The 20288-nt window shown below is 65.1% G+C and carries 21 protein-coding genes and 2 pseudogenes; 7 read left to right on the forward strand and 16 right to left on the reverse strand.

From position 1 onward, the window contains the following. Positions 1 to 301 precede the first annotated feature (301 nt). Positions 302 to 988: an alpha/beta fold hydrolase gene (locus ON33_RS31495; protein WP_245550909.1), complete on the reverse strand. Its 687-nt coding sequence runs from the start codon at positions 986 to 988 to the stop codon at positions 302 to 304. Next, complete coding sequence (locus tag ON33_RS43670) at positions 894 to 2180, reverse strand: YbfB/YjiJ family MFS transporter (RefSeq protein WP_245550888.1); 1287 nt, start codon at positions 2178 to 2180, stop codon at positions 894 to 896. Before ON33_RS43670 ends, ON33_RS31495 begins: the two co-directional genes overlap by 95 nt. 168 nt (positions 2181 to 2348) lie before the next feature. Between ON33_RS43670 and ON33_RS31505 the strand changes: the two genes are divergently transcribed. The 3 genes from ON33_RS31505 (at position 2349) to ON33_RS40155 (ending at position 4321) form a co-directional block, all read left to right on the forward strand. Beyond that, positions 2349 to 2987, forward strand: coding sequence for a TetR/AcrR family transcriptional regulator (locus tag ON33_RS31505; protein WP_040862793.1), 639 nt, complete (start codon positions 2349 to 2351; stop codon positions 2985 to 2987). A 372-nt stretch (positions 2988 to 3359) separates the two neighbouring features. Next, on the forward strand, positions 3360 to 3653 hold the full coding sequence (locus ON33_RS31510; protein ID WP_040862794.1) for a hypothetical protein: 294 nt from the start codon (positions 3360 to 3362) through the stop codon (positions 3651 to 3653). Positions 3654 to 3889: 236 nt separating this feature from the next. After that, a complete protein-coding gene (locus tag ON33_RS40155) occupies positions 3890 to 4321 on the forward strand; it encodes a class I SAM-dependent methyltransferase (RefSeq protein ID WP_245550897.1) in 432 nt (143 codons plus the stop codon). A 51-nt stretch (positions 4322 to 4372) separates the two neighbouring features. On the opposite strand, the pseudogene ON33_RS31515 reads toward ON33_RS40155, so the two are convergent. The 5 genes and pseudogenes from ON33_RS31515 to ON33_RS31540 form a co-directional block, all read right to left on the reverse strand. Next, positions 4373 to 4862: pseudogene (locus tag ON33_RS31515) on the reverse strand (transposase); the annotation flags it as partial. 258 nt (positions 4863 to 5120) lie between these two features. Further along, complete coding sequence (locus ON33_RS31525) at positions 5121 to 5420, reverse strand: hypothetical protein (RefSeq protein WP_040862796.1); 300 nt, start codon at positions 5418 to 5420, stop codon at positions 5121 to 5123. Next, positions 5417 to 5887 (reverse strand): membrane protein, encoded by a 471-nt coding sequence (locus ON33_RS31530; RefSeq protein ID WP_040862797.1) that lies wholly within the window; start codon positions 5885 to 5887, stop codon positions 5417 to 5419. The genes ON33_RS31525 and ON33_RS31530 overlap by 4 nt, the downstream gene beginning before the upstream one ends. Beyond that, a complete protein-coding gene (locus tag ON33_RS31535) occupies positions 5884 to 6201 on the reverse strand; it encodes a hypothetical protein (protein ID WP_040862798.1) in 318 nt (105 codons plus the stop codon). Before ON33_RS31535 ends, ON33_RS31530 begins: the two co-directional genes overlap by 4 nt. Positions 6202 to 6262: 61 nt before the next feature. After that, positions 6263 to 6952 carry a DJ-1/PfpI family protein gene (locus ON33_RS31540; RefSeq protein WP_040862799.1) on the reverse strand — a complete coding sequence of 230 codons (690 nt, stop codon included), beginning with the start codon at positions 6950 to 6952 and terminating at the stop codon, positions 6263 to 6265. A gap of 198 nt (positions 6953 to 7150) precedes the next feature. On the opposite strand from ON33_RS31540, the gene ON33_RS31545 reads away from it, so the two are divergent. Next, positions 7151 to 8089 carry a GlxA family transcriptional regulator gene (locus tag ON33_RS31545; RefSeq protein WP_040862800.1) on the forward strand — a complete coding sequence of 313 codons (939 nt, stop codon included), beginning with the start codon at positions 7151 to 7153 and terminating at the stop codon, positions 8087 to 8089. A gap of 309 nt (positions 8090 to 8398) precedes the next feature. On the opposite strand, the gene ON33_RS40160 is transcribed toward ON33_RS31545, so the two are convergent. Next, positions 8399 to 9277, reverse strand: coding sequence for a DJ-1/PfpI family protein (locus ON33_RS40160; RefSeq protein ID WP_083869440.1), 879 nt, complete (start codon positions 9275 to 9277; stop codon positions 8399 to 8401). Between the two features lie 956 nt (positions 9278 to 10233). On the opposite strand from ON33_RS40160, the gene ON33_RS31550 reads away from it, so the two are divergent. Continuing rightward, on the forward strand, positions 10234 to 10620 hold the full coding sequence (locus ON33_RS31550) for a nitroreductase/quinone reductase family protein (RefSeq protein WP_040862801.1): 387 nt from the start codon (positions 10234 to 10236) through the stop codon (positions 10618 to 10620). A gap of 92 nt (positions 10621 to 10712) precedes the next feature. Here ON33_RS31550 and ON33_RS31555 read toward each other — a convergent pair whose 3' ends face one another. The 8 genes and pseudogenes from ON33_RS31555 to ON33_RS40170 all read right to left on the reverse strand — a co-directional run bounded on the left by ON33_RS31555 (position 10713) and on the right by ON33_RS40170 (position 18154). Then, positions 10713 to 11189: a hypothetical protein gene (locus ON33_RS31555; RefSeq protein WP_218001540.1), complete on the reverse strand. Its 477-nt coding sequence runs from the start codon at positions 11187 to 11189 to the stop codon at positions 10713 to 10715. A 207-nt stretch (positions 11190 to 11396) separates the two neighbouring features. Beyond that, on the reverse strand, positions 11397 to 11795 hold the full coding sequence (locus ON33_RS31560) for a GNAT family N-acetyltransferase (RefSeq protein WP_040862802.1): 399 nt from the start codon (positions 11793 to 11795) through the stop codon (positions 11397 to 11399). Positions 11796 to 11848: 53 nt separating this feature from the next. Continuing rightward, positions 11849 to 13045, reverse strand: a pseudogene (locus ON33_RS31565) (IS110 family RNA-guided transposase). Between the two features lie 262 nt (positions 13046 to 13307). Next, positions 13308 to 14141, reverse strand: a complete 834-nt coding sequence (locus tag ON33_RS41820) for a hypothetical protein (RefSeq protein WP_157184814.1) — start codon at positions 14139 to 14141, stop codon at positions 13308 to 13310. Between the two features lie 171 nt (positions 14142 to 14312). Beyond that, a complete protein-coding gene (locus tag ON33_RS31575; RefSeq protein WP_040862804.1) occupies positions 14313 to 15983 on the reverse strand; it encodes a DUF349 domain-containing protein in 1671 nt (556 codons plus the stop codon). A 467-nt stretch (positions 15984 to 16450) separates the two neighbouring features. Then, the gene (locus ON33_RS41825) at positions 16451 to 16624 is read right to left on the reverse strand and encodes a helix-turn-helix domain-containing protein (protein ID WP_157184815.1); all 174 of its coding nucleotides are present in this window, start codon (positions 16622 to 16624) and stop codon (positions 16451 to 16453) included. Positions 16625 to 17482: 858 nt separating this feature from the next. Beyond that, on the reverse strand, positions 17483 to 17767 hold the full coding sequence (locus ON33_RS31585) for an amphi-Trp domain-containing protein (protein WP_157184816.1): 285 nt from the start codon (positions 17765 to 17767) through the stop codon (positions 17483 to 17485). 69 nt (positions 17768 to 17836) lie between these two features. After that, positions 17837 to 18154, reverse strand: coding sequence for a hypothetical protein (locus ON33_RS40170; protein ID WP_083869442.1), 318 nt, complete (start codon positions 18152 to 18154; stop codon positions 17837 to 17839). A gap of 96 nt (positions 18155 to 18250) precedes the next feature. On the opposite strand from ON33_RS40170, the gene ON33_RS31590 reads away from it, so the two are divergent. Next, positions 18251 to 19234, forward strand: a complete 984-nt coding sequence (locus ON33_RS31590) for an RNA polymerase subunit sigma-70 (RefSeq protein ID WP_051153177.1) — start codon at positions 18251 to 18253, stop codon at positions 19232 to 19234. A gap of 61 nt (positions 19235 to 19295) precedes the next feature. Then, positions 19296 to 19892: a maleylpyruvate isomerase family mycothiol-dependent enzyme gene (locus tag ON33_RS31595; RefSeq protein ID WP_040862823.1), complete on the forward strand. Its 597-nt coding sequence runs from the start codon at positions 19296 to 19298 to the stop codon at positions 19890 to 19892. Positions 19893 to 20288: the final 396 nt, after the last annotated feature.

Below are 20288 nucleotides of genomic sequence, written 5' to 3' on the forward strand. Positions count from 1 at the left end.
ACTGAAAGCCACACCCGACACCCCTGGGAACCAGGACCCTACGACTGGCCCGGTACTCCCGGAGCAAAACGGTAGGGACTACTGACCGGGAACGTTCAATGCAGTCCGGGTCCCGCGAGTACAACCCGGCGAGCAGACTGCGCCGCTACCAGTACTGATGCCGTTTTCCGTCGGTGCCGGCGACGCATGACCGCGCCGGTGCCGTCCAGGTCTGCCGGGTTGAGCGGGATGTGGCCGGGCACGATCGGCTCGCGCCGATCGACGGGGCAAGCGCGGCAGGTCGTCGGTTCGGGGGCTTTCGTCAGTTCGGTGCGGGTTCCGTGCTGGGTTCCGGCCGTTCGAGTTCGGTGGTGGTGAGGTCGAGCAGGATCCTCAGCAGGTCGTCGGGGGCGTCGCGCATCAGGTTGTGTCCCCCGTCCAGGGCGTGGGTGGACCAGTCGGCGTCTCGGCACAGGCGTTCGTAGACCGGGGTGAACGGTGAGGGGGTTTCCCAGCCGGCGGCGTAGACGTAGGTTCTGCGCCGGATATGGGCGAGGTCGGTGGCCAGCTTCAGCGGCTGGAGGAGCGCGGCCAGCGGGTGGGGCGTGGTTCGCGGGTCGAAGAACGGTAGGGGGAGGACCGCGGCGCCGGTGTCATCGACGTCGAGATACCACTGCCTTTCTCGGTCGGAGACGAGGTCGAAGCAGGAGTCGCCATGTCCGGGAACCATGGCGTCCACGTAGACCAGCGAGCTGACCCGGTCGGGTGCACGGCCGGCGGCGCCGGTGATGACCATGCCGCCGTAGCTGTGGCCGACGAGTACCGCGTTGCGGATGTTCTCGGCTTCCAGCACGGCGGTGACGTCCTGGATGTGGGTGTCGAGGTTCACGAGGGTGTGTCGTAGATGGCGGCGTTCAGCGATTCCGGTCAGCGTCAACGGTATTACCCGATGACCGTGCCGGTGGAGTTGGTCGGTGAGCTGGTCGAAGCACCAGCCACCGTGGCACATTCCGGGGATCAGAACGAACGTTGTCATGGCGGATCTCCTTGTCGGGATGGGTGGGTGTGGCGATGGGTTGGGTCGCGGCGATCACTGCAGCGGCAGCGCAGAGAATCGCTGCCCATGCCAACGTCGCGACAGTGCCGGTGTGATCGGCGACGAAGCCGGCCAGCCACGGACCTGCGGTCTGCCCGATTGCGAACACGGTGGTGCAGGCCGCGAGCGTGGCGGTCCAGTCGGACTGTGGAATGGTGTTCTTGACGAGGGTGGTGACCACTGCGGGAACCGTCATGAACGTCGCGCCATAGATGGCGGCGGAGCCGATGATCGCCGCCGGGGTCGGCGCCACAAGTGCCAGCGCCGCGCCGCCACCGAGAACTGACAACACCGCCGCGAGCGTTCTGTTGGTCGGCCAGCGGGAAATCGGCCGTCTCCACACCAGCGGAGCCGCGACAACGGCAAGCCCCAATGTCAGCCATACGGTGATGACCTGGGCGATCGAGGTGTCATGATCAGCGAGATAGGCGGACAGAAAGGTGATGTAGGTGATGTAACCTGCCGCGAACAGCAGGTACGCGAGCAGCGTTGGGCGCAACGGCCGCAGTCGTGCCCGACCGGCATAGCCCGGAACCGGTGCGTTGCCGCTGCCGTCGGCAGAGGACCAGCTCACCACCGTCGCGAGTCCCGCCGCAATCCCCAGCGCGATCCACGCCACTCGCCAGTTGTCCTGCAGCGCAGGCAGGGTCGCACCACTCGCGATGATGCCCAGCCCGGCGCCGGCGAAGTACACGGTGATGGGCAAACCGGATGAGCTTCGCGCGGCGAGACGCGACGCGATCACTCCGCCACTGATGAATACGGCCGCGCCTGCCGCGCCCGCCACTGCCCTGGTGGCGAGCAGCAACAGATAGTCGGCGCAAGCGGCTGAGGCGGTCAGCGCGACGGCGGTCAGCGCCATGGCGCCCCGGAAGGTGGTCGCAGTGCCCAATCGAGCAGCGATCGCCGTGGTCACCAAGGCGCCGAAGAGGTAGCCGAGCCCGTTGGCGGTGGCGAGCATGCCCGCCGCCGACAGGCTCCACCCCAAGTCGTCTCGCATGGCCGGCAGGAGCAAACCGTAGGCGAAACGCGCGAACCCGAGCGCCGATGCGGTGCCGAGCGCGAGGCGAGCCGCCTGCCATGCCGGCCGGAGCTGCTCGGTCACTACGACCATCCGAGCCACCCCTGCGAGCCGGCGCGGGCCGCGGGTTGATTCGCGCAGTCCAGGCGTCCGGCCATATGGGCGACCTCCGACATGGCATCCTCCAGATAGAACCGATCGGTACTACCTCGTACGCTAGCACGCCATCGAACTCATCGGTACTATCTGGTCATGCCCGTTGCCAAAGGCTCGACGATCGACCCTGCTCGCACGCGCGCCACAATCATCGAAGCGGCCGGTCCACTGCTGTACGAGCGGGGACTCGATGGCCTCGGGGTGGCGGAACTGTGTGCGCGGCTGGGAATTTCGAAAGAGACACTGTACCGGCATTTCGGCACCAAAGACGGGCTCGTGCACGCCGTACTGCAAGCACGCAGCGACGAGGTGGTCGCCTGGCTGACCGAAGCGGTCGAATCTGCGGGCGACGATCCAGCCGAGCAGTTGACCGCCGTGTTCGATGCCCTCGGTCGGTGGTATGCCGAACCGGCCTTCCGTGGCTGCGCGATGGTGAACGCCGCCGCCCAGCACCACGACGAATCCGTATTGTCCATTACCGCACAGCACCTCGCCCGATATCGCGACCTACTCGCCGACATCGCGACCCGCGCAGGAGCCTCCGACCCGGCGCGACTGGCCGGTCAACTACTCATGCTCGTCGAGGGGGCGACCATCATCGCCGCGCATCAACCTTCGACAGACGAACAGAGCACCCAACGGCGGTGGAGACCCGTGTGTAGACCCGTCAGCGAAGAGGCCCGCGCCGCAGCCCTCACCCTGCTTTCAGCCAGCCGAAAGGGCACAAAGGCATAGCAGGCGGGTTCCACATTCCGGGCGGGTACTGGCCGGCTCGCATCGACACGATTCGCACTCGAATCCGAGCCTGGAGTGTCCGCTGGCGGCAAATGGGTTGGCCGCCACAGGCAAACCTACGGTACCGTAGGTTTGCGTCGTGGATCAGCGCGAACCTGTCCGCGACCGGGCGATCGGGGTGCTGGGCAGTTTCCACCAGGCGTTGCTTCGGGTGATAGTCCATTCTGCGGGTATACGGGCACAGGCCCGAGATACAGGTGACCGTGCGGCCACACCGCCAGCACCTCCGGTCGAACCCGACCACACGGACCGTCATCCATACCGCCGCACCGGCGGTGACTGCTGGGATCGAGGCGTCGGGGAGAACACCCGATGGGTGTCGGCGAGCAGGTGGTGGTGGATCGCACCGGGTTCACTGGGGTCGCGGGTGTGTGGGCCGCGGGGAACGTCAGTGACGTACTGGCGGGTGTTCCGCAGGCTGCGGCAGCTGGGGTAGCGGCTGCCGCAGCGGTCAACATGGATCTGCTGATGGTTGATGCCCGCAGTGCTGCCGAGTCCCGCGGGGCGGGCGTCGATGTGTTCAGCGGGTCGATGGAGGCCGAGGTGTCGCGGCGTGTCCTGGGGGCCCGGGTGCACGGGTTGGATGTCCAGCACTGCGACAGCTGAGACGAGACTGCTGATCGCAATTCCGGTCCGCTTCGGCGATGCGGTCAGAGTGATCCCGGCTGCGGCGGCGGACCCTCGCATGATCAAGGGCTATCGAACTCGTCGTCCGTGCTCCAACTGTGCCCCAGCAGTTTGCAGATCCGGCAAAGATCTTTGTCGGTTCGTCATCGGTAGCGACACCCGTCGTGGCAGAGCAATCGACTACACAGAGCGACCAGCTACAAGAAGAACGACGAGTGGACGCCGAATTCTGGGATGTCCGATATCGCAGCCGCGACAAGCTTTTCAGTGGCGAACCCAATACGGTACTTCTCGTCCAGGCCTCCGGATTGCCGGTAGGGCAAGCGCTTGATGTGGGATGTGGTGAAGGCGCCGACGCGCTGTGGCTGGCCCGGCGCGGCTGGCAGGTCACTGCGGTCGATGTCGCGTTGACCGCGCTGCAGCGAGCCGCAGTGTCGGCGACGGACATCTCAGGCCGGATCGCATGGGTGCGAGCCGATTTGACCAGCACGCCGCCGCCGGAAGATTCATTCGATCTGGTGTCTGCACAGTATTTCCCGCTCCGGCGTCAGCCACCATGCCGTACTTCGCGGCCTGCTTTCCGCTGTTGCTCCAGGCGGCACCTTCCTGTGTGTCGGCCACGACTTCCACGACTTGTCCCCCGCTGATACCGAGGGCCTCGATCCCGATGACTTCTACCAACCTGCCGAGATCGCGTTCACAACGCGCCCGTTCTCGCGGACCTTCAGCACCAGCGCGTCCGCGGCGACGAACGTATATGGGCCTTGGTCGAGTGGGCGGGTGCGGAACGCCTCGACCTGAGCGTCGAGATCGCGGGCCATCATCGATACCTGCGACTTGGAAAGGCTTGTGATGCCCAAGGATTCGACGAGTTTCTCCATCCGTCTTGTCGAGACGCCGAGCAGATAGCAGGTGGCGACCACCGAGGTCAGGGCCCGTTCGGCGCGTTTGCGGCGTTCGAGCAGCCAATCCGGGAAATAGCTGCCGGACCGTAGTTTCGGGATCGCCACGTCGATCGTGCCGATGCGGGCGTCGAAGTCGCGGTGGCGGTAGCCGTTGCGGTGGTTGACGCGCTCGTCGCTGCGTTCGCCGTAGCCGGCGCCGCAGGCGGCGTCGGCCTCGGCGCTCATCAGGGTCTGCACGAAACTCGACACCATGGCGCGCAGCAGGTCCGGGCTGGCTGGCCATCGCCAATTGTTCGGCGAAGGGCTTGGCAGGGTCGATAGGCTGGAGATTGGTCATCGCGTGGTCTTCTTCCTTCGGAGCGACTTGGTAGGTCTTCTGAAGGATCACGCGGTGGCCACCCTGCTGTCCGGGGATTACGACAGACTCAACAGCCGATCGCTGCTGCTACACCACGCTATTGGACGCAACCTACAACGCCTGCCCACAACACTGCCGGCTTGATCAGAGGCTCGGTGCCGACGTTCAGCGATGACACAAGCTTCATGAGGGGATGACGTCTTCCGTCTGACGCGTCGCAGCGCCATGGTCGAGTTGTCGTAGCGCGAGCAGTCCGCCGGCGCCCGGAACGAGGGCCAGGACCTTGGCGGCGGCCGGAGCCTGCGCGAGGCGCCAGGTGGTGATCACGACGAACAGGTAGGCGCAGCCGTGGGTGGGGCCCAGCAAGGATGAGATGGGCGCGAGGTGGACGGTGAACACGTTGGCCAGCATCACGATCAGCGAGATCAGCTCAGCGTGAGCCGCGATGCGCAGGTGGCGCGGAGGCTGGAGGTGCATGCTCATGCTCCCGTGGTGGAGCCGGGACGGATGATCATCAGTACGGTGACAGTGGCCCAGAGCAGGTTGAAAATGCCGGTGAGCATGGCGAGGCGACCCGGCGTCAAGGAGATTGGCAACGGCGAGGCGGAACCTGTCGTCTCGGCCAGGGCGCGGTCCTGGGCGGGCAGGAGCAGCAGTGCCAGTACGCCGGCGGCTGTGGCGGTCAGCAGGATCGCGATGATCAGCCAGGTGTCGCCGAGGACGCCGAGACTGCTGGCCGTGGCGAAGCCGAAGACGGGAACCGCGATGCCGATGCCCGCGTAGACCCGGCAGATGCGGTGCAGCGTCCGCAGGGTAGTGCGGGCGTCGCTGTCACGGGGCTCGCCAAGGGCGCGGCGCAGCGTCGCGGGGAACATGCTCGCGGCGACAGTGACCGGACCGACGGCGATGATGGCGGCCAGGACGTGCACGGACAGAAGGAACTTGGTCATGCCTGATGCTCCGGGGCGGTCTGGCGCTCGCCGATGACCTTCGAGGACGGCAGACGGCCGGCCTTGGAAGTCCCCCGGAGGGTGTCACCGTCGACGGTCACGTCGAATGCCAGGTTCAGCCGCATGGGCTTGGTGATGGCCTGCTTCCACGTCAGCCGGCCTCCGTTGAGGCAGATATCAGTGAGTGGTACGTCCTCGCCGGCTCCGTGGGCGACGCCGGTCAAAATGCCGTCCTGCTCACGGAGTTCGACCACGGCCTTGATCTTGCCGATGGGGGTGGAGATGGACATGTTCCAGGTGCCTACGACGGACATGCTGAAGTAATTCCTGACTGTGCAAATGGGGATGGGGGGCGCCTGACAAAGGGAAGACTGCTCAGAAGGTGGTGGGCGTCAGACCCTGGGTGCGCCAGACGGTGCCACGCCGCTCGTGGGCGAAGAGTTCCTCGACGGCGTGCGCGATGCGGGGGCCCAGCTCGCGCTCGAGCAGGTACAGGCCCAGATCGAGCCCGGAGGTGACACCCGCGCCGGTGATCAGGTCGCCGTCGTCCACGATGCGGGCATGGACCGCGTGGGCGCCGGTGGCGTCCAGCATGTCCAGGCCCATGTGGTGGGTGGTGGCGTGACGCCCCTCCAGCAGGCCCGCCAAAGCCAGGACCAGCGAGCCGCCACAGACGGTGGCGACCGTGATGTCCGGGTCCTTCATCGCCTGCTCGAGTAGCGCGGGCAGCTCGGTGGTCAGCGTCCGGCCCAGCAGCACCGGGATGAACTCGTCCTGCTTCCACTCCCTGGGGCCCACTTCTTCCTCCGGGATCTCGCCGGGTTCGCCCACGCGGCCGGAGGCGCCGGGCACCATGAGCATGTTCGCGCGCTCCAGATCAATGGCGCCGGCGGCGCGCAGCGTCAGTCCTCCGGTGCCGCTGACCACCTCACGAGGGCCCTCCGCGGTGACCAGCTCGACAGTTACCGCGCCGTCGGATGCCGAGCCGCCGGCGTACAGCACCTCGTAGGGGGCGATGACGTCTAGTGGGTCGAAGCCATCGAACAGGACAATTTGGATGTGCATGGATGATTTCCTCGGGGTCGATTTCTATCGGACGCTCCGAAGTCAACAGGCTGCCGCGATGATCGCCCAGTGGCACTAGTGACAGGTTTCAACGGAATAATGCCAACACCTCCCCAGTAGGTTGGAGCTGCGCTGATATGGAGGTTCCGAGGCATTGGCCGGGGTTCACTCAGTCCGATGGGGAGGTAGGTTCTCGCCATGCACACCGTTGCCGTTCTCGCGCTAGATCAGGTGATCCCGTTCGACCTGTCCACCCCGATCGAGGTCTTCTCACGGACCCGCTTACCCGATGGGCGACCCGGCTACCAGGTCCGGGTCTGCGCCGAGCACGGAGAGATCGACGCAGGAGCCTTCACCCTTCGCGCCCCCTGGGGCCTGGAGGGCCTCCAGGACGCGGACACGATCATCGTGCCGGGCGTCACCGATCCCACTGCCACGCTCCCGCCCGCCGTATGCGAGGCGCTGCAGTCGGCCGCAGCCGACGGCACCCGGATCGCCTCCATCTGCGCGGGCACCTTCCCCCTGGCTGCCACCGGACTCCTCGCCGGGCTACGCGCCACGACCCACTGGCGTGCGGCCGGGCTTCTGGCCGCCACCCACCCCGACATCGACGTCGACCCGGACGTCCTCTACGTCGACAACGGTCAGTTCCTCACCTCGGCCGGCGCCGCCGCGGGTATGGACCTGTGCCTGCACATGATTCGCCGTGACTACGGCTCGGCCGTCGCCGCCCACGCCGCCCGCCTGTCGGTGATGCCTCTCGAACGCGAGGGCGGACAAGCACAGTTCATCGTCCACGACCACACCCCCACACCGCAGGGCTGCGAGCTCGAGGCGCTGCTCACCTGGCTACAGGAAAACCTGGCCCGCGACCTCACCCTCGCCGACATCGCCAAGCAAGCCGGGACCAGCACCCGAACCCTGATCCGGCGCTTCCGCGACCAAACCGGGACCACCCCACTCCAATGGCTCCATCGAGCCCGCATCCGCCAAGCACAGCACCTCCTCGAAACCACAGAGCACTCCGTAGAACGCATCAGCAGCCAAGTCGGCTTCGGCTCATCCACCACCTTCCGTGACCGCTTCAAACGCACCACCGGCGTCAGCCCGCAGACCTACCGGCGCACCTTCAGCTGAACCAGCGACTCGGAGCCGCCGCCGATTCGGCATTGGTCGCTACGCTCTCCGAGGTCGACGACGACCGCTCCCAGGCTTCGCCGATGCACACGGCCTGCGGGCCTGTGCTGGATCCGCACCGATTGTCAACGGAACGCCAATCCAGACCTATGTGTCCATTGAAAAAATATCGAGCATGTGAGCGAATTTCGAATGGGCCAATCAGGCAAAACGCGCCAGATCCGGGATCGGTGTCTAGTTGCCGATATCGAATTCGAAGTAAACGATCTGCGGGTGCGGGATCGGCAACGGGATTGTGTTCCTAAGATCTCAGGACACTTGTAGCCTGGTTGCGACGCGTTTCATGACCTCCTGCAATGAGCCGATCATCGGGGCTGTGCGCGCTTTCGTTCGGGCGGTCAGTTCCGGTCCAGCCAGCTCCGGGGTACCAACATTGAAAAGGGGAGTAGGCGCGTATTCAGCTTGCAGGATAGCCTCGCGTGCCGCTTCATCGCCGTATAGGATTTGAATCAGCCGCACCGCAATCTCGAAACCTCCGGTTGCAGGACCTGCGGTGATGCGATTGCGATCCTCGACCACGTTGCCGGGAGAATGGATCGCACCTACATAGGGCAGCAGGTGCACAGCTTGGAAGTTCGCAGTGGCCCGGTAGCCCTTGAACAGACCTGCCGCCCCCAACAGCAGGGGACCGGTACACGAACCTGCGATCCAACGGGCTCGGGCACCGCGGTCGGCCAAGAATTCGAGAGTCCGAGTATCTTCGAAATTGGTGCTGCTGGTTGCTCCTGCGTAGAGAACATCCAAGTCGCGAGGACAATCTTCATAGCTGGTGGTCGGTCGTGTCGGAAAGGTCGGTACGCCTATCACCACCTCGTCTGTGTTTTTCCAAACGAGATGTGTATTCACGCCCGGCATCATGCCGAATGCCGTATACGCACTGACGATGTCCACCGGCCAGTAGCCGGGAGCGACAAGGATGGCGATCTCGAGCTTGCGCCCATCGGTGGAACCAGACAGCGGCGGCGGCTCGCTCGCTTGTGCAGCCGTGCTGTTCTCGGGCTTGTTCAGCAGTTCGTAGCCACCCCATCCGAGTGCGGCGGCGCCTGCCGCCCCGATGGCGCCGCCCAGCACCGCGCGCCGCTTGAAGGGTGTGTTGCCGGAGCTTCCACCGTCATGATCAACCGTCATGCGTTAATTCAGTCACCAGCGCACCAGAGCCGCTACGGGTTGTACTGCCACGATTCGACGGATTAGCGCCAAACAGCCCTCCTCCCAACTGGACTCCCCGGCAGGTCGCGGTTGGATTCAGCAAAGACATTTGGCCGCCGTGCGGGATCGTGTTGTGACCGAGTTGGGTCGCAGCCTTCAAGCGCACCGGCTCGGACAGCACCTTCCGCACGCAGGAACGGTCAGGACCTCATGGGCCCTTATTTCACTGCCCCTCAAGAATTCCGCGAACCAATTTCTCTTCACCAATACGGACGGCCCCGGAACCACAAACCAGAGCCGCCCTCGACCGCTGCCCCCCAGGGGGACGGGACCGCGGCCTCACCGCGATCATGCCAACCCGCACCGACAGAACTGGTCCGCTCGATAGCACCATGCCTCGGGGACCAGCCCTGCTAGCGCCAGCTTCCGTTCAACTGGACCCCACATGCCTTGTCCCGTTCTGTCGATGTCGATGGACCCGTGATCGATTGGGTGCGTGTCCGCGTTCGCTAGGACCGCGAACCAGCAGCCGCCCCAGACTGCGAGCAACGCGGGCTTGGGCGGTTCCTTCCAGCCCAGTACACCGGTAAAGAGCGCCCGCATGCGATCTTCGGCGCCGGGGTGGGCAAGCAATCTGGACGTGACGAATCATGGTTCCCCGCCCTGCGTCCGTTACGGGACAAGCGTACTGTTTGGCGGCGACGACCGCCGACTGAAACGTCCGGAACTGCCGCAAACCGCGCTGACCGAACCGGCCAGCGTGGTACCGCCGGCGGCGAGATCGACGGCGGCCCAGAGACATCCGCTACTGCCGCTGATCGCTCGGTACAGCCAGCCGCGGCACCGCCCTATGACCGTACTGATTTGCCAAACCACCTCGATCCATACGGCCAACCGACTGCCACCTAGGGTCCGCCGCGAGCGCGGCAGGCAGCATGGAGACCGTGCCCTTTTCACGCAACTTGGCCCGACTCGAGCGCCGGGTCATCAACCGTCTGGCATTCCGGATGATGCAGTTGGTCCCTGCCTGGGCAGTGCTGGTGCATCACGGGCGCATTTCCGGACGCGAATACCGAAGCCCGGTGGCAGTGTTCATCCATCACGACCGGTATCGCATCGCCTTGAGCCATGGCCGAGAGTCGGACTGGGTCCGCAACGTGTTGATGGCGGGCAGGTTTGAGCTCGAGTGGAACGGGCGAACCGTCACATTGGTAGAGCCGATACTCGGATCCGACCCGACCTTTCGTTGGGCGCCATCGTCCGTGCGGCTGCTGTTGCGCGGCGCGGGTGCACCGGACTACCTGGAGGCGCGGCCCGCCTGATAGCGCCTCCACCGGACGCACTCATGTGCCGCATGGCGCGCTGACCGAACCGGCCAGCGTGGCGCGAGTTAGGCGCTGGGTGGGCATCTGCGCTAGTCATCGACCGGCGCTGACTCTTCTACTCGATGCCATCCGAACCACATGTCGGTGCCCTCGACTCGATACCGATCGCCTTTGTCGAATCGCATCTCGGCCACCAGTTTTCGAGCGTTCGCTGGAACCTGACGATGTGTGGCCAGCAGAGCAGCCAATTCGTCATAGCGGGCATCGATGCCGCCGTGGCCTGGATGACTGTCGGTTCCGACCTCGCCGGCCACGTAACGCTGATCCCAGCGAGCGAAGATCGCCCACCATTCCAGCTCCCAGGCCACCGCTTGCTCACTCGCAGGCCAGACGTTGAAGAGATACCCGCCCTCGACGCGATCGAAGGCCCAGCCCTCGAAATAGTGTGGCCGCCCATCGATGTCGGCGAGCCCTTCACGCGGCCAGTCATAGCGCCCCGATTCGACGTACACACGCTCGAAGCCATCGGCAATCAGGACTGTCTCGTCCCACTCGTTACCCAACACGGCCGAATGCTAGCCCGGAGCCACAGCGATCGCATTGCTCGCGACAACGCCCTGAAATGCCGCATACCGCGCTGTTCGGATCGGCCAGCGCGGCCCTGCGGAAGACCAACTCCGTGAGATCTGGGGGGGTGTCCCTATGGATTTGGTCAAGTCGATCGCTCGTGGTTGGGCGAGTCGTCGGGGGTGTTCGGCGCAGCGGTCTCGATGTCAGTTCAGTCGTAGGAGACCGGCGTTGGTGGTTCGGAATCCGCAGGCGTCGCGATAGAAGTTGTCCAGGTGTGGTTCGTAGTCGACGTGGAGCCATTCGACACCGAGTTCGCGTAGGTCGCTGATCAGGGCTTCGACCAGGCTGGCGCCGATGCGCTGATGGCGCAGGTCCGGGGCGACCGCGGTGTCGAGGAGGAAGGCATGTCTTCCCCCGTCCCAGACTGCGTGCACGAACCCGACGAGCCGATCACCGACGAACGCTCCGACCCATGACCTGCTGTGCCGTTCCAGACGCGCCTTCCAGGGGGTCAGCATGTGGTCACCGCCGAAAGCGTCGGTGTGTAGCTGTGAGAGTGCTTCGTCGTCGACAGCGAAACGAATGCGCAGATCCGCGGTCATGCTGTCCTCTCGGCGCAGATCGTCATCATGGACTTGGTCAGGTCATCGTGGCATCACGGCGATGCTGGAACCAGCGTATTTCGGTAGGGCTGTTTGGTTTTGAGCATGGCGTAGAGGACGTCGCAGCGGCGGCGGGCCAGGCAGATGAGGGCGGCGTTGTGTTTCTTGCCCTCGGTTCTCTTGCGGTCGTAGTAGCAGCGGGAAGCGGGGTCGTGTAGCGCGGCGAACGCGGACAGGAACAAGGCGCGTTTGAGTTTGTGGTTGCCGGACCGGGCGGGGTGCTCGCCGCGGATCGAGGAGCCGGATCGGTGGGTGACAGGGGCGATGCCGGCGTAGGCGGCCAGATGGCCGGAGGAGGCGAAGCCCTAACCGTCGCCGACTTCGAGCAGGATGCGGGCTCCGGTCCTGACTCCGACGCCGGGCATCGAGGTCAGGACCTTGGAAAGAGGGTGCGCATCGAGCATCCTCTCGATGTCGTCTGCGATCGATTTCCTCTGCTGGAGAACGGATTTGAGTTGGTCGGCCAGTTTCGGCAGGACGACTTCGGCGGCCTTGCTGCCCGGGACTGTGACCGTCTGGGCGGGCAGTGCGGCCAGGATCTCCTCGACCAGGCGGGCACCTATGCGGGGTGCGTGTTTGACCGCGATAGCGGTCAGTTTCCGTCGCCCGGCGGTGCGGATTCCGGCGGGGCCGCCGCAGCGGGACAGGATCTCGAGGACCGCTGGGTGGGTGACTCGTGGTCCGAGGACTCGTTCGAGGGCGGGATGGATGCCGGTGAGCAGGCCGCGGATGCGATTGCTGGTGCGGGTCGCTTCACCGGCGAGGTCGTCGTCGTATCCGACCAGGACACCGAGTTCGGTCAGGGCTTCGTCGCCGGTATCGACCCGACGCAGCGCGTGGGGCATGGTGCGGGCGGCGTCGGCGATGATGAACGCGTCGCGGGCGTCGGTCTTGGCCTGGCCGGGGTAGAGGTCGGCGATGCGACGCATCGCCAGACCGGGTAGGTAGGCGATGTCGTGGCCGCAGGCGCGGGCAACAGTGACCGGTAGAGCTCCGATGGTGTTGGGCTGGTCGACCACGATCAACAGCCGACCGTGGCTGGCGAGTCGATCGAAGACCGCGCGCAACTTGGCCTCGTCGTTCGGTAACGCCCGGTCGTGCAATCGTTTTCCGGCCGAATCGAGCCCGACCGCGTGATGTTCGCCCTTACCAACGTCAACGCCGCAGTACACGGCATACGCCTGTGTCAACCGTCGTTCCTTCGTCGCATCGAACCCGGACGGCCGCCGATCCGGCATCGACGCCCGGCACCCACGTTACGAAGAGACCTACGTTCGGCCCTGTCCCTATCAGCGGTCCGTCGATGCCACCAGGACCCGGCGACACCACCCCCCGGATCATGCGAAAGACAGGGGCAAGAAGTCATACCGGGCCTGGCGACCGTGGCCCTGGTTCAGGACCATGAAGAAGGTAACGGGGGCTTTTTCGGCTGTTGGCGACGCAGGCGGTGTTTCATGCCAGCAGCTCGAGGGCGTCGAAACGGTGCGTGGCCCAGATGGGGCGTGAGGGCTCCTGCAGGTATGGCCGGTCGGTCGCCGTGGTGCCGTAGACGCGGGTGGTGCGGGTGTGTGGATTGTTGGGTGCCCAGCCGGGGTCGCCGCTAGCGGCGAATGTCGCCCAGTCGGTGCGCATCTTGTCGGCGACGTGGGTGAATTCGCTTGCGGCGTTGGGATGGGCATGAGGGTGCGCGGCGACTTCTGTGGGGCTGAGGGTGCCGAAGACGAGCAGGAAGTCCAGGCAGTGCGAGGCGCCCTGTCGGGAGTTGAAACTCCAGGCCAGTTCGTAGAACTGGACACGTCCGCCGCCGGCATGCGCGGACTGCGCAATCCTCAACAGCTTCACCAACATTCGGCTCCCGACGCGGGTCACGAACTCCGGGATCGACCAACAACAGATCGAGCCCGTCGACTCCAGCGTCGTCGCCGCCTCGCTGCGAACCGCGTTCGCGCACGCCGAACGGTATCGAGTCATCGACTGCTGGCGCCCGATCGTCCCGGGCCTCAACAACAGCGCCGAACACCTGCAATGGGACTGGAACTGACCAACCATGCCCACGCGACGGAATTCACCGGCCCGTTCTGCAAGGCCCAGATCTAGGAGTACTTCCAGGTCCACGGCCTGCCAGAACCCTACGAGGAAGGACCGCGACGCAAGATCCTGCCCGAGACGCTCGGGCAGCGGATCCTCCTCACCGCAGCGCAGGCATACGGTGTCGGATCGCCGTTGTTCCGGAAAACCTCTTGCGCGGTGACCTACGCTCACCAGGTCGCCGACTACAACGGCCACTACAGAATCCGCGAGCTGTGCGACATCTGCCCGGTCGCGCAGATTCAGCGCGGCGACGCCGCGTGGAAGCGCCCCAACGAGGAGGAGGCGACGAGTTCGCACGCCAGCTCGGCGGAAAGCTCATCGAGATCAACGGCTGCGCCGATACGAGGCGCGGACTCGGGTCGGGGGTCAGTACATGCTGCGTAGTTTCGATTCCATGTCGACGAGCCGGTCGATGATGTCGCGGCGACGCATCTGCAGATCGGTGAGTTTGCTGCGCTGGCGGCTGATGCTCTCGTTGCGTTTGCCCACGATCTCCCACCGCCTGGGATTGGTGTAGGACGGGTCGGGGCGGCTCATCAGGTCCGACAGGCGCGATTCGGTGTCGCGGATACGGTCCTCGGTGGTGGCCAACGCATTACGCTGGCGCTGCACCGCTTCGGTCATGCGCTCGATGCGTTCGCGCTTGGCGCGTTCCCAGGCTTGGTCGGCCGCGTTGTTGAAGCGGTCGCGTGCACTGTTGAAACGTTGCCATAGATGGTCCTCGTCGTCGCGCGAGGCGCGGCCGGCTGTCTTCCATTCCGCGCTCAGCGATTTCAGTTCCTGGCGCGCGGACTTGAAATCGTTTGTACTGCATAGCAATTCGACCCGACTGATAATGCGTTCCTTGGCCGTTTTCGCTTGTGCCTGCTTGCGTTCGCGATCGCGGCGCTCGTCGTCTCGGCGCTGACGCAGGTGGTCTTGCGCGCGCTGGAAGTCCTGCCACAGCCGATTTTCCTCCTCGCGCGGCGCATGCGGTGCGGCCTTCCAGCGCTCCATGAGCGAGCGCAGTGTTTCCCCGGCCGCCCGCAGGTCGCTGCCCTGGGCCGCGGAGCGGGCCTCACGGACGATCGCCTGGCGCTGCTGAAGCCCTTGGGCCTGTTCTGCTTTGAGCTTGTCGAAGTGCTTGTCGCGGTTGCGCTGAAAGGTCTCCCGGGCCCGGTTGAACTCTTCCCAGAGCCGATGATTATCCTCCTTCTTGCAGCGACCCGACGCTTTCCACCGATCCTGCAGTTTGCGGAGCGCCTCACCGGCGGCCTTCCACTCGGTGGAGCTTGCCAACCTCGATGCCTCGGCGACGATGTTCTGCTTCTCGCGTCTGGCGTGCTCGGCCTCACGATCGAGTTGCTCGAAATGTCGGGTGCGCCGGTCGAAGAACTGCTCCTGGGCTTGACGGAACTGCTCCCACAGCCGATCGTTGTCCTCGCGCCGGCATCGGCCGGCCTGTTTCCACTCGGCAGCCAGTTGTTTGAACCGCTGGGCGGTGTCTTTCCAGTCGGTGGACGAGGCCAGCGATCGCGCGGTGTCGGCTATGCGTGTTTTCTGGGCCAGCGTATGGGCTTCGAGTGCTTTGCGTTCCTCGGCCGCTCGCCGTCGCGCCTCGTAGAACTCGTCCTGGCACTGCCGGAACTCGCGCTCCAAGCGATGGCGTTCGTCGAATTGCGGATGATCGGGCCTGAACTTGTATTTCGGGTCACGCCAGGCGGTATTCCATTGCTGTTGAAGCTCTTTCATCGTGCCGGTTGCCGTGGGCCAGCCGGGGTCGGATTGCCGTGTCGAGGCGAGCACCGCTCGTGCCTGGGCCGTCAGGTCTCGCAGGTGCCCCAGCTCGACGATGGTGTGTTCTCGGCGAGCGTTCTTGTGTTCGTTCTTTCCGGGGACACCGGGAAAGATCTGCGCCGACCAGCGGGTGTCGTGGTGGTCCGGACGCGGGCCGTGCTGATTCCAGGCATGGACGTGGTCGTCGGTGGGCTGGAGATCGTCGTGGTGACCGAGTGCGACGAGAATGTCGCCGCCGTCCACCGAGTACTTCAGCGTCACATATCGGCCGTCGTCTAGACTGCCCTGTACGACATTCTGGCACCCGTGCTTGTGGCAGACCAGGTTCTGGCAGTCTCTGCTCCTGGCAGGTCGGCACCATTCACGCACCGCTGGCCTCCGTCGTCGTCGGTTTCGGCGTCGGATCCAGCGTAGGTCCAGCGGACGGACGGCACTGGCGATGGCCGGAAACTGTCCCGCTGGAAGGGATTTCGGACGTTTCGGGCCGGGGCGCGACGGCTGGGGGGTGCAGTGCGGTGTGGTCGACGAGTTGAGTAGTTGAGTGTTGGGCTGGTCAAAGCCTAAGGCTCGCAGTACATCTTGCGGGCCCGTCTGGTTTCGGCGTGCCAGCGCATCGATCCAGGAGTCGAGCGACTCACCGTCAACGATGGAAGTGCGCAGCGGCAACGGCCGCAGCGGTCGTCTCATCCGCACCGGCCTCCTTGTTCGGCAGCGGTGCAGCGATGACGTCAGCTTCCGTCGGTGCACACCGTCTGCGGCAGATGGTGTTCGGCATCGGCCAGCAGAGCCGAGGGCGTAGTGGACACGGCTTCGGCCAGATCCCACAGACGATCTGTCTGCACGCTGCTGGTGCCCAGTTCGATACGCGCGATGGCCGGCCGCGAGACTCCGGAGACATGCACTCCGTGAGGTGCTGTTGCGATGCACTGGATCGACCAGGGCATGGGCCCAACATGGCGTCGGGCGTGGCAGTTCGAACCAATTGCCGAATGGTGGAAGTCCCGATCGATGGTCGCGCCGCCGTTCTCGCCAGCAGGACGTCAGGGCGTCGCAGTGCTGCAAACGGCCGGATGGGTGACCTCTGACCGGAACGCTGGCTCGCTGTGCCCAGGGCGCCGCTACCATATCCGATTCTACGGTGACCACGTATCACAGATGCCCGCACACGTAGTCGGCGCAAGTGTTGCTCGATTCATCAGCGACTACCGCCGCTGTCATGGCGGTCGGGGGCCAGGATAGGCCGAGATCGCCGCCGCCGCAGTCGATCCCCGTGGTGTCCCACTGTTCTTCAACCCTCTTGACGCTCGCGCCCAGCGACGCTGGCTACTGGCTGACGGTTGGATCCGGATCTACCGTGGACATCTTCATAGAGGTCCTCGTGGCGACGCTGACGCATTCCGGTCGTGTCGCAAGCACTCCGCCGCCGGTCTGGCGACTGCGTCGTAGCGTTGAGTCCGCGAGGCGTCGCGATCATGATGTGGTTCGGCGCGATCCGGTCGTCCCCGAAACCTATGGACAGTCACTCAGGCTGGAGCGCGAATCCTCTGAGAGACCGAGCTGTCCGTCAAACAGGCGCACCGGATTTCGCAGATCCACTTGCGCAGCGAATGGGTGCAGTGCAGGCAAAGCGGTAGCCCTGCGGACACTCGAATCCGCGAGTCGATTGCGCTGCGCGTTCGAAGTGGAGGCGGCGCAGTCCGTGGCGAAAGTCCATGCAGAGGTGAAGCGACCCTGGTACCGACACCCGGCGAAATCACAACTCACAACTCCGGTGCGGCGCTCGCTTCGTCGACGGTGTCGAGGTCGGCATTCACGACCGGGAATCGGATCTCGATCTCGAACTTCAGTTCGGCACCATTCTTGGTGTGCTGAATCTCGATTTCGGTGTCGAACCGGTCGGGTATCGTTATGGCCCCGGCGGATTCGGGTTGTCCGTAGGTCAGCGTTGCCCCGGACCGGAGCTCGGTAGCGATGCGCTCGAACTCGGCGGCCAGTTCTGGGCGGCTGAGAGTGCGGTGGTCTTCGTAGATCTTCTTGTGCGTCATACAGTCCAGCACACAGGACGCCACCCAAGAAGAACCAGGGACGATCCGACCCTGCCCTAGGGGCGGAAGTCATAGGTTTCTGCCTGCCGACTTGCTTGGTGCAGAGAAGCTGCGCGAGTTCGATGTGCCGGCCGCGACGATCATCGCCTGGGCCCACCGGTCGATGCCCAGGAGGTTTGTGCCGACCGCGCTACGGCTTTTCACCGCGTGCAAGATGTCGGCGGCCCTGTCCACGCTCGGCGCGGTCCTCAGATCCGCCAAACGATTACGCGCGGGCCAGGTTGGCCTTGTGCAAGGTCCGGCGCCCAACACCGCGGACAACGGCAACCGCTGGTGGTTGTCGATCAGGACCAGATTCGCCGCGCGCAGTGTTTTCTTCCCGAACATTTTGGCATCGCCGGGTTACGTCCACTGGGGCCGACACCCGCCGCGTCGGTGCCGGTGGCGGGTGGCGTCACAAAGGGGCGGGTCTAGCATGGGGCGGTGCGATCATCGTCGGGCCAGGCGTCGCTGGATCCCAGTGCTCTCGAGGCCCTGCGAGTTCCGTTGACGGGGTACTGCTATCGCCTGCTGGGCTCGGCCGCCGACACCGATGACGCTGTGCAGGAAACGTTGATCCGTGCCTACACCCGCTTCGATGCCTACGACCCGAGTCGGGGGCGACTCTCGACGTGGGTGCATGCCATCGCTACCAATGTCTGCCTGGACATGCTGCGCGCCGCACGCCGTCGAATGCTGATGTGGGAGGGCCCGGCGACGGGCGGTTTCGATCCCGACGCGGTGTTACCCGCCGACCGGTGGCTGGACCCCATGCCCGACGTGCGCCTGATCGACGCCGCCGATCCGGCCGAACTCGTCACCCAACGCGAATCGGTGCGACTCGCATTCGTTGTGGCGCTACAGCACCTACCGCCGCGCCAACGTGCCGTACTCATTCTGCGAGAGGTCCTCGCGTTCACCGCGGCCGAGACCGCTGACATGCTGGGAGTCAGCACGGCTGCGGTGAACAGCGCGCTGCAGCGCGCCCGCGCGACCCTCACCACGGCCCGGAATACCGACCTGGATCCGCTCGACCCCGACTCCTCTGTGGACCACGACCTGGTGCAGCGTTACGCGACGGCGTTCGAAGCCCACGACGTCGACGGGTTGGCGTCGCTACTGTGCGAGGACGCCGAGTCAGGCATGCCGCCGTTCGCATGGCGGATGACCGGGCGCGAGACGATCGTCGCCGTGTTCGCCGCCAGCGATGGATGCGCGGGCGATCGTCTCGTACCGACACAGATCAACGGGTCGACCGGGTTCGGCCAATACCGTCCCGATGCCGACGGCGTGCTTCGCCCCTTCGCGCTGCTCGCCGTGGAAACGCGGTCAGGCCGGATCGCGCGGTTGGTGACCTTCCTCGGCGCTGGGGACCGGTTTGCGCAGTTCGGACTGCCCGAGACGATCGGACCACGGACCGACCGATGACTTCCGCCGGCCTTGTTCGTAGTAGAGGTGAACCTGTCTCCTACGACGAATGGGTCAGCCCGTGACATCCACCGACCACACCGCCCTGGTACGCGAGCACACGGTCACCGAACGCGTACGCCTCGCCGATCTCCTTGCCACGCTCACTACCGACCAGTGGGCGACGCCCTCGCTGTGCGACGGCTGGCGCGTCCGCGAGGTCGTCGCCCACATGACCATGCCCTATCGAACCACACCGCTGAGATTCCTGCGGGGGATGGCCGCCGCTCGCTTCTCGTTCAACCGGTACGCCGACAAGGCCGCCCGCAGCGACACCGCCAGGATGTCCGACGCCGACCTGCTCGCTGCCCTGCGCGACAACGTGCAACACCCGTGGCGGCCGCCGGGCGGCGGCGCGGCGGGTGCACTGAGCCACGACGTCATCCACGGTCTCGACATCACCGAACCGCTCGGCTTGCCCCCTGCGCCGCCGGACCGCATCGCCGTGGTCATGAACCAGCCCGGCCCCCGCTCCTTCGCCTACTTCGGGGTGGACCTGACCGGCATGCAACTGCGTGCCTCAGACGCAGACATCGTCCTCGGTTCTGGCACCCCGATCACGTTGAGCGCCAAGGACATCCTGCTCACCGTCACCGGCCGACGGGCACTCGGGGGTTGAGAGATACCTGTGCGAAAGGTAGCTCTGGTCCGAGGTGACACCACGGCCGGATTGCTACTGGGCTGATCCGATTTTGCTGCGCCGCAAGGGTTCGTACGTTCATGCGAAATCTAGCTCTAAGGATTTTCCGCAGAAGAGAAGCCATTATCTGCGGCTCGGATGCCGACCTGGGCGAATGCACTGCGTGGGCGGTATCGACTCGCGAAATTTCTGCGGTAGCCGGTCTTACCGTGACTTTTCGGCCGTGCGGACCTCACAGGCCTCGTCATCGCCTCATACCCATGCCGCAAATATCCATCAAGAGCAAGGACGTAGATGTAGGTAACCGACATTCGGACCGACGCGGTGCCTCAGGCGAGGTCCGACTCATCGAAGCGGGTGCGCGTGTATTCGATC

Origin of the sequence: Nocardia niigatensis NBRC 100131 (assembly GCF_000308655.1) — a bacterium.
In the GTDB taxonomy this organism is placed as follows: domain Bacteria; phylum Actinomycetota; class Actinomycetes; order Mycobacteriales; family Mycobacteriaceae; genus Nocardia; species Nocardia niigatensis.

What these genes read in the sequence shown, in the direction of transcription:
- ON33_RS31495 (WP_245550909.1), bottom strand. Translation starts at nt 988, where the DNA reads ATGTGCCACGGTGGCTGGTGCTTCGACCAGCTCACCGACCAACTCCAC.
- ON33_RS31505 (WP_040862793.1), top strand. Translation starts at nt 2,349, where the DNA reads ATGCCCGTTGCCAAAGGCTCGACGATCGACCCTGCTCGCACGCGCGCC.
- ON33_RS31510 (WP_040862794.1), top strand. Translation starts at nt 3,360, where the DNA reads ATGGGTGTCGGCGAGCAGGTGGTGGTGGATCGCACCGGGTTCACTGGG.
- ON33_RS31525 (WP_040862796.1), bottom strand. Translation starts at nt 5,420, where the DNA reads ATGAGCATGCACCTCCAGCCTCCGCGCCACCTGCGCATCGCGGCTCAC.
- ON33_RS31530 (WP_040862797.1), bottom strand. Translation starts at nt 5,887, where the DNA reads ATGACCAAGTTCCTTCTGTCCGTGCACGTCCTGGCCGCCATCATCGCC.
- ON33_RS31535 (WP_040862798.1), bottom strand. Translation starts at nt 6,201, where the DNA reads ATGTCCGTCGTAGGCACCTGGAACATGTCCATCTCCACCCCCATCGGC.
- ON33_RS31540 (WP_040862799.1), bottom strand. Translation starts at nt 6,952, where the DNA reads ATGCACATCCAAATTGTCCTGTTCGATGGCTTCGACCCACTAGACGTC.
- ON33_RS31545 (WP_040862800.1), top strand. Translation starts at nt 7,151, where the DNA reads ATGCACACCGTTGCCGTTCTCGCGCTAGATCAGGTGATCCCGTTCGAC.
- ON33_RS40160 (WP_083869440.1), bottom strand. Translation starts at nt 9,277, where the DNA reads ATGACGGTTGATCATGACGGTGGAAGCTCCGGCAACACACCCTTCAAG.
- ON33_RS31550 (WP_040862801.1), top strand. Translation starts at nt 10,234, where the DNA reads ATGGAGACCGTGCCCTTTTCACGCAACTTGGCCCGACTCGAGCGCCGG.
- ON33_RS31560 (WP_040862802.1), bottom strand. Translation starts at nt 11,795, where the DNA reads ATGACCGCGGATCTGCGCATTCGTTTCGCTGTCGACGACGAAGCACTC.
- ON33_RS31585 (WP_157184816.1), bottom strand. Translation starts at nt 17,767, where the DNA reads ATGACGCACAAGAAGATCTACGAAGACCACCGCACTCTCAGCCGCCCA.
- ON33_RS40170 (WP_083869442.1), bottom strand. Translation starts at nt 18,154, where the DNA reads ATGTTCGGGAAGAAAACACTGCGCGCGGCGAATCTGGTCCTGATCGAC.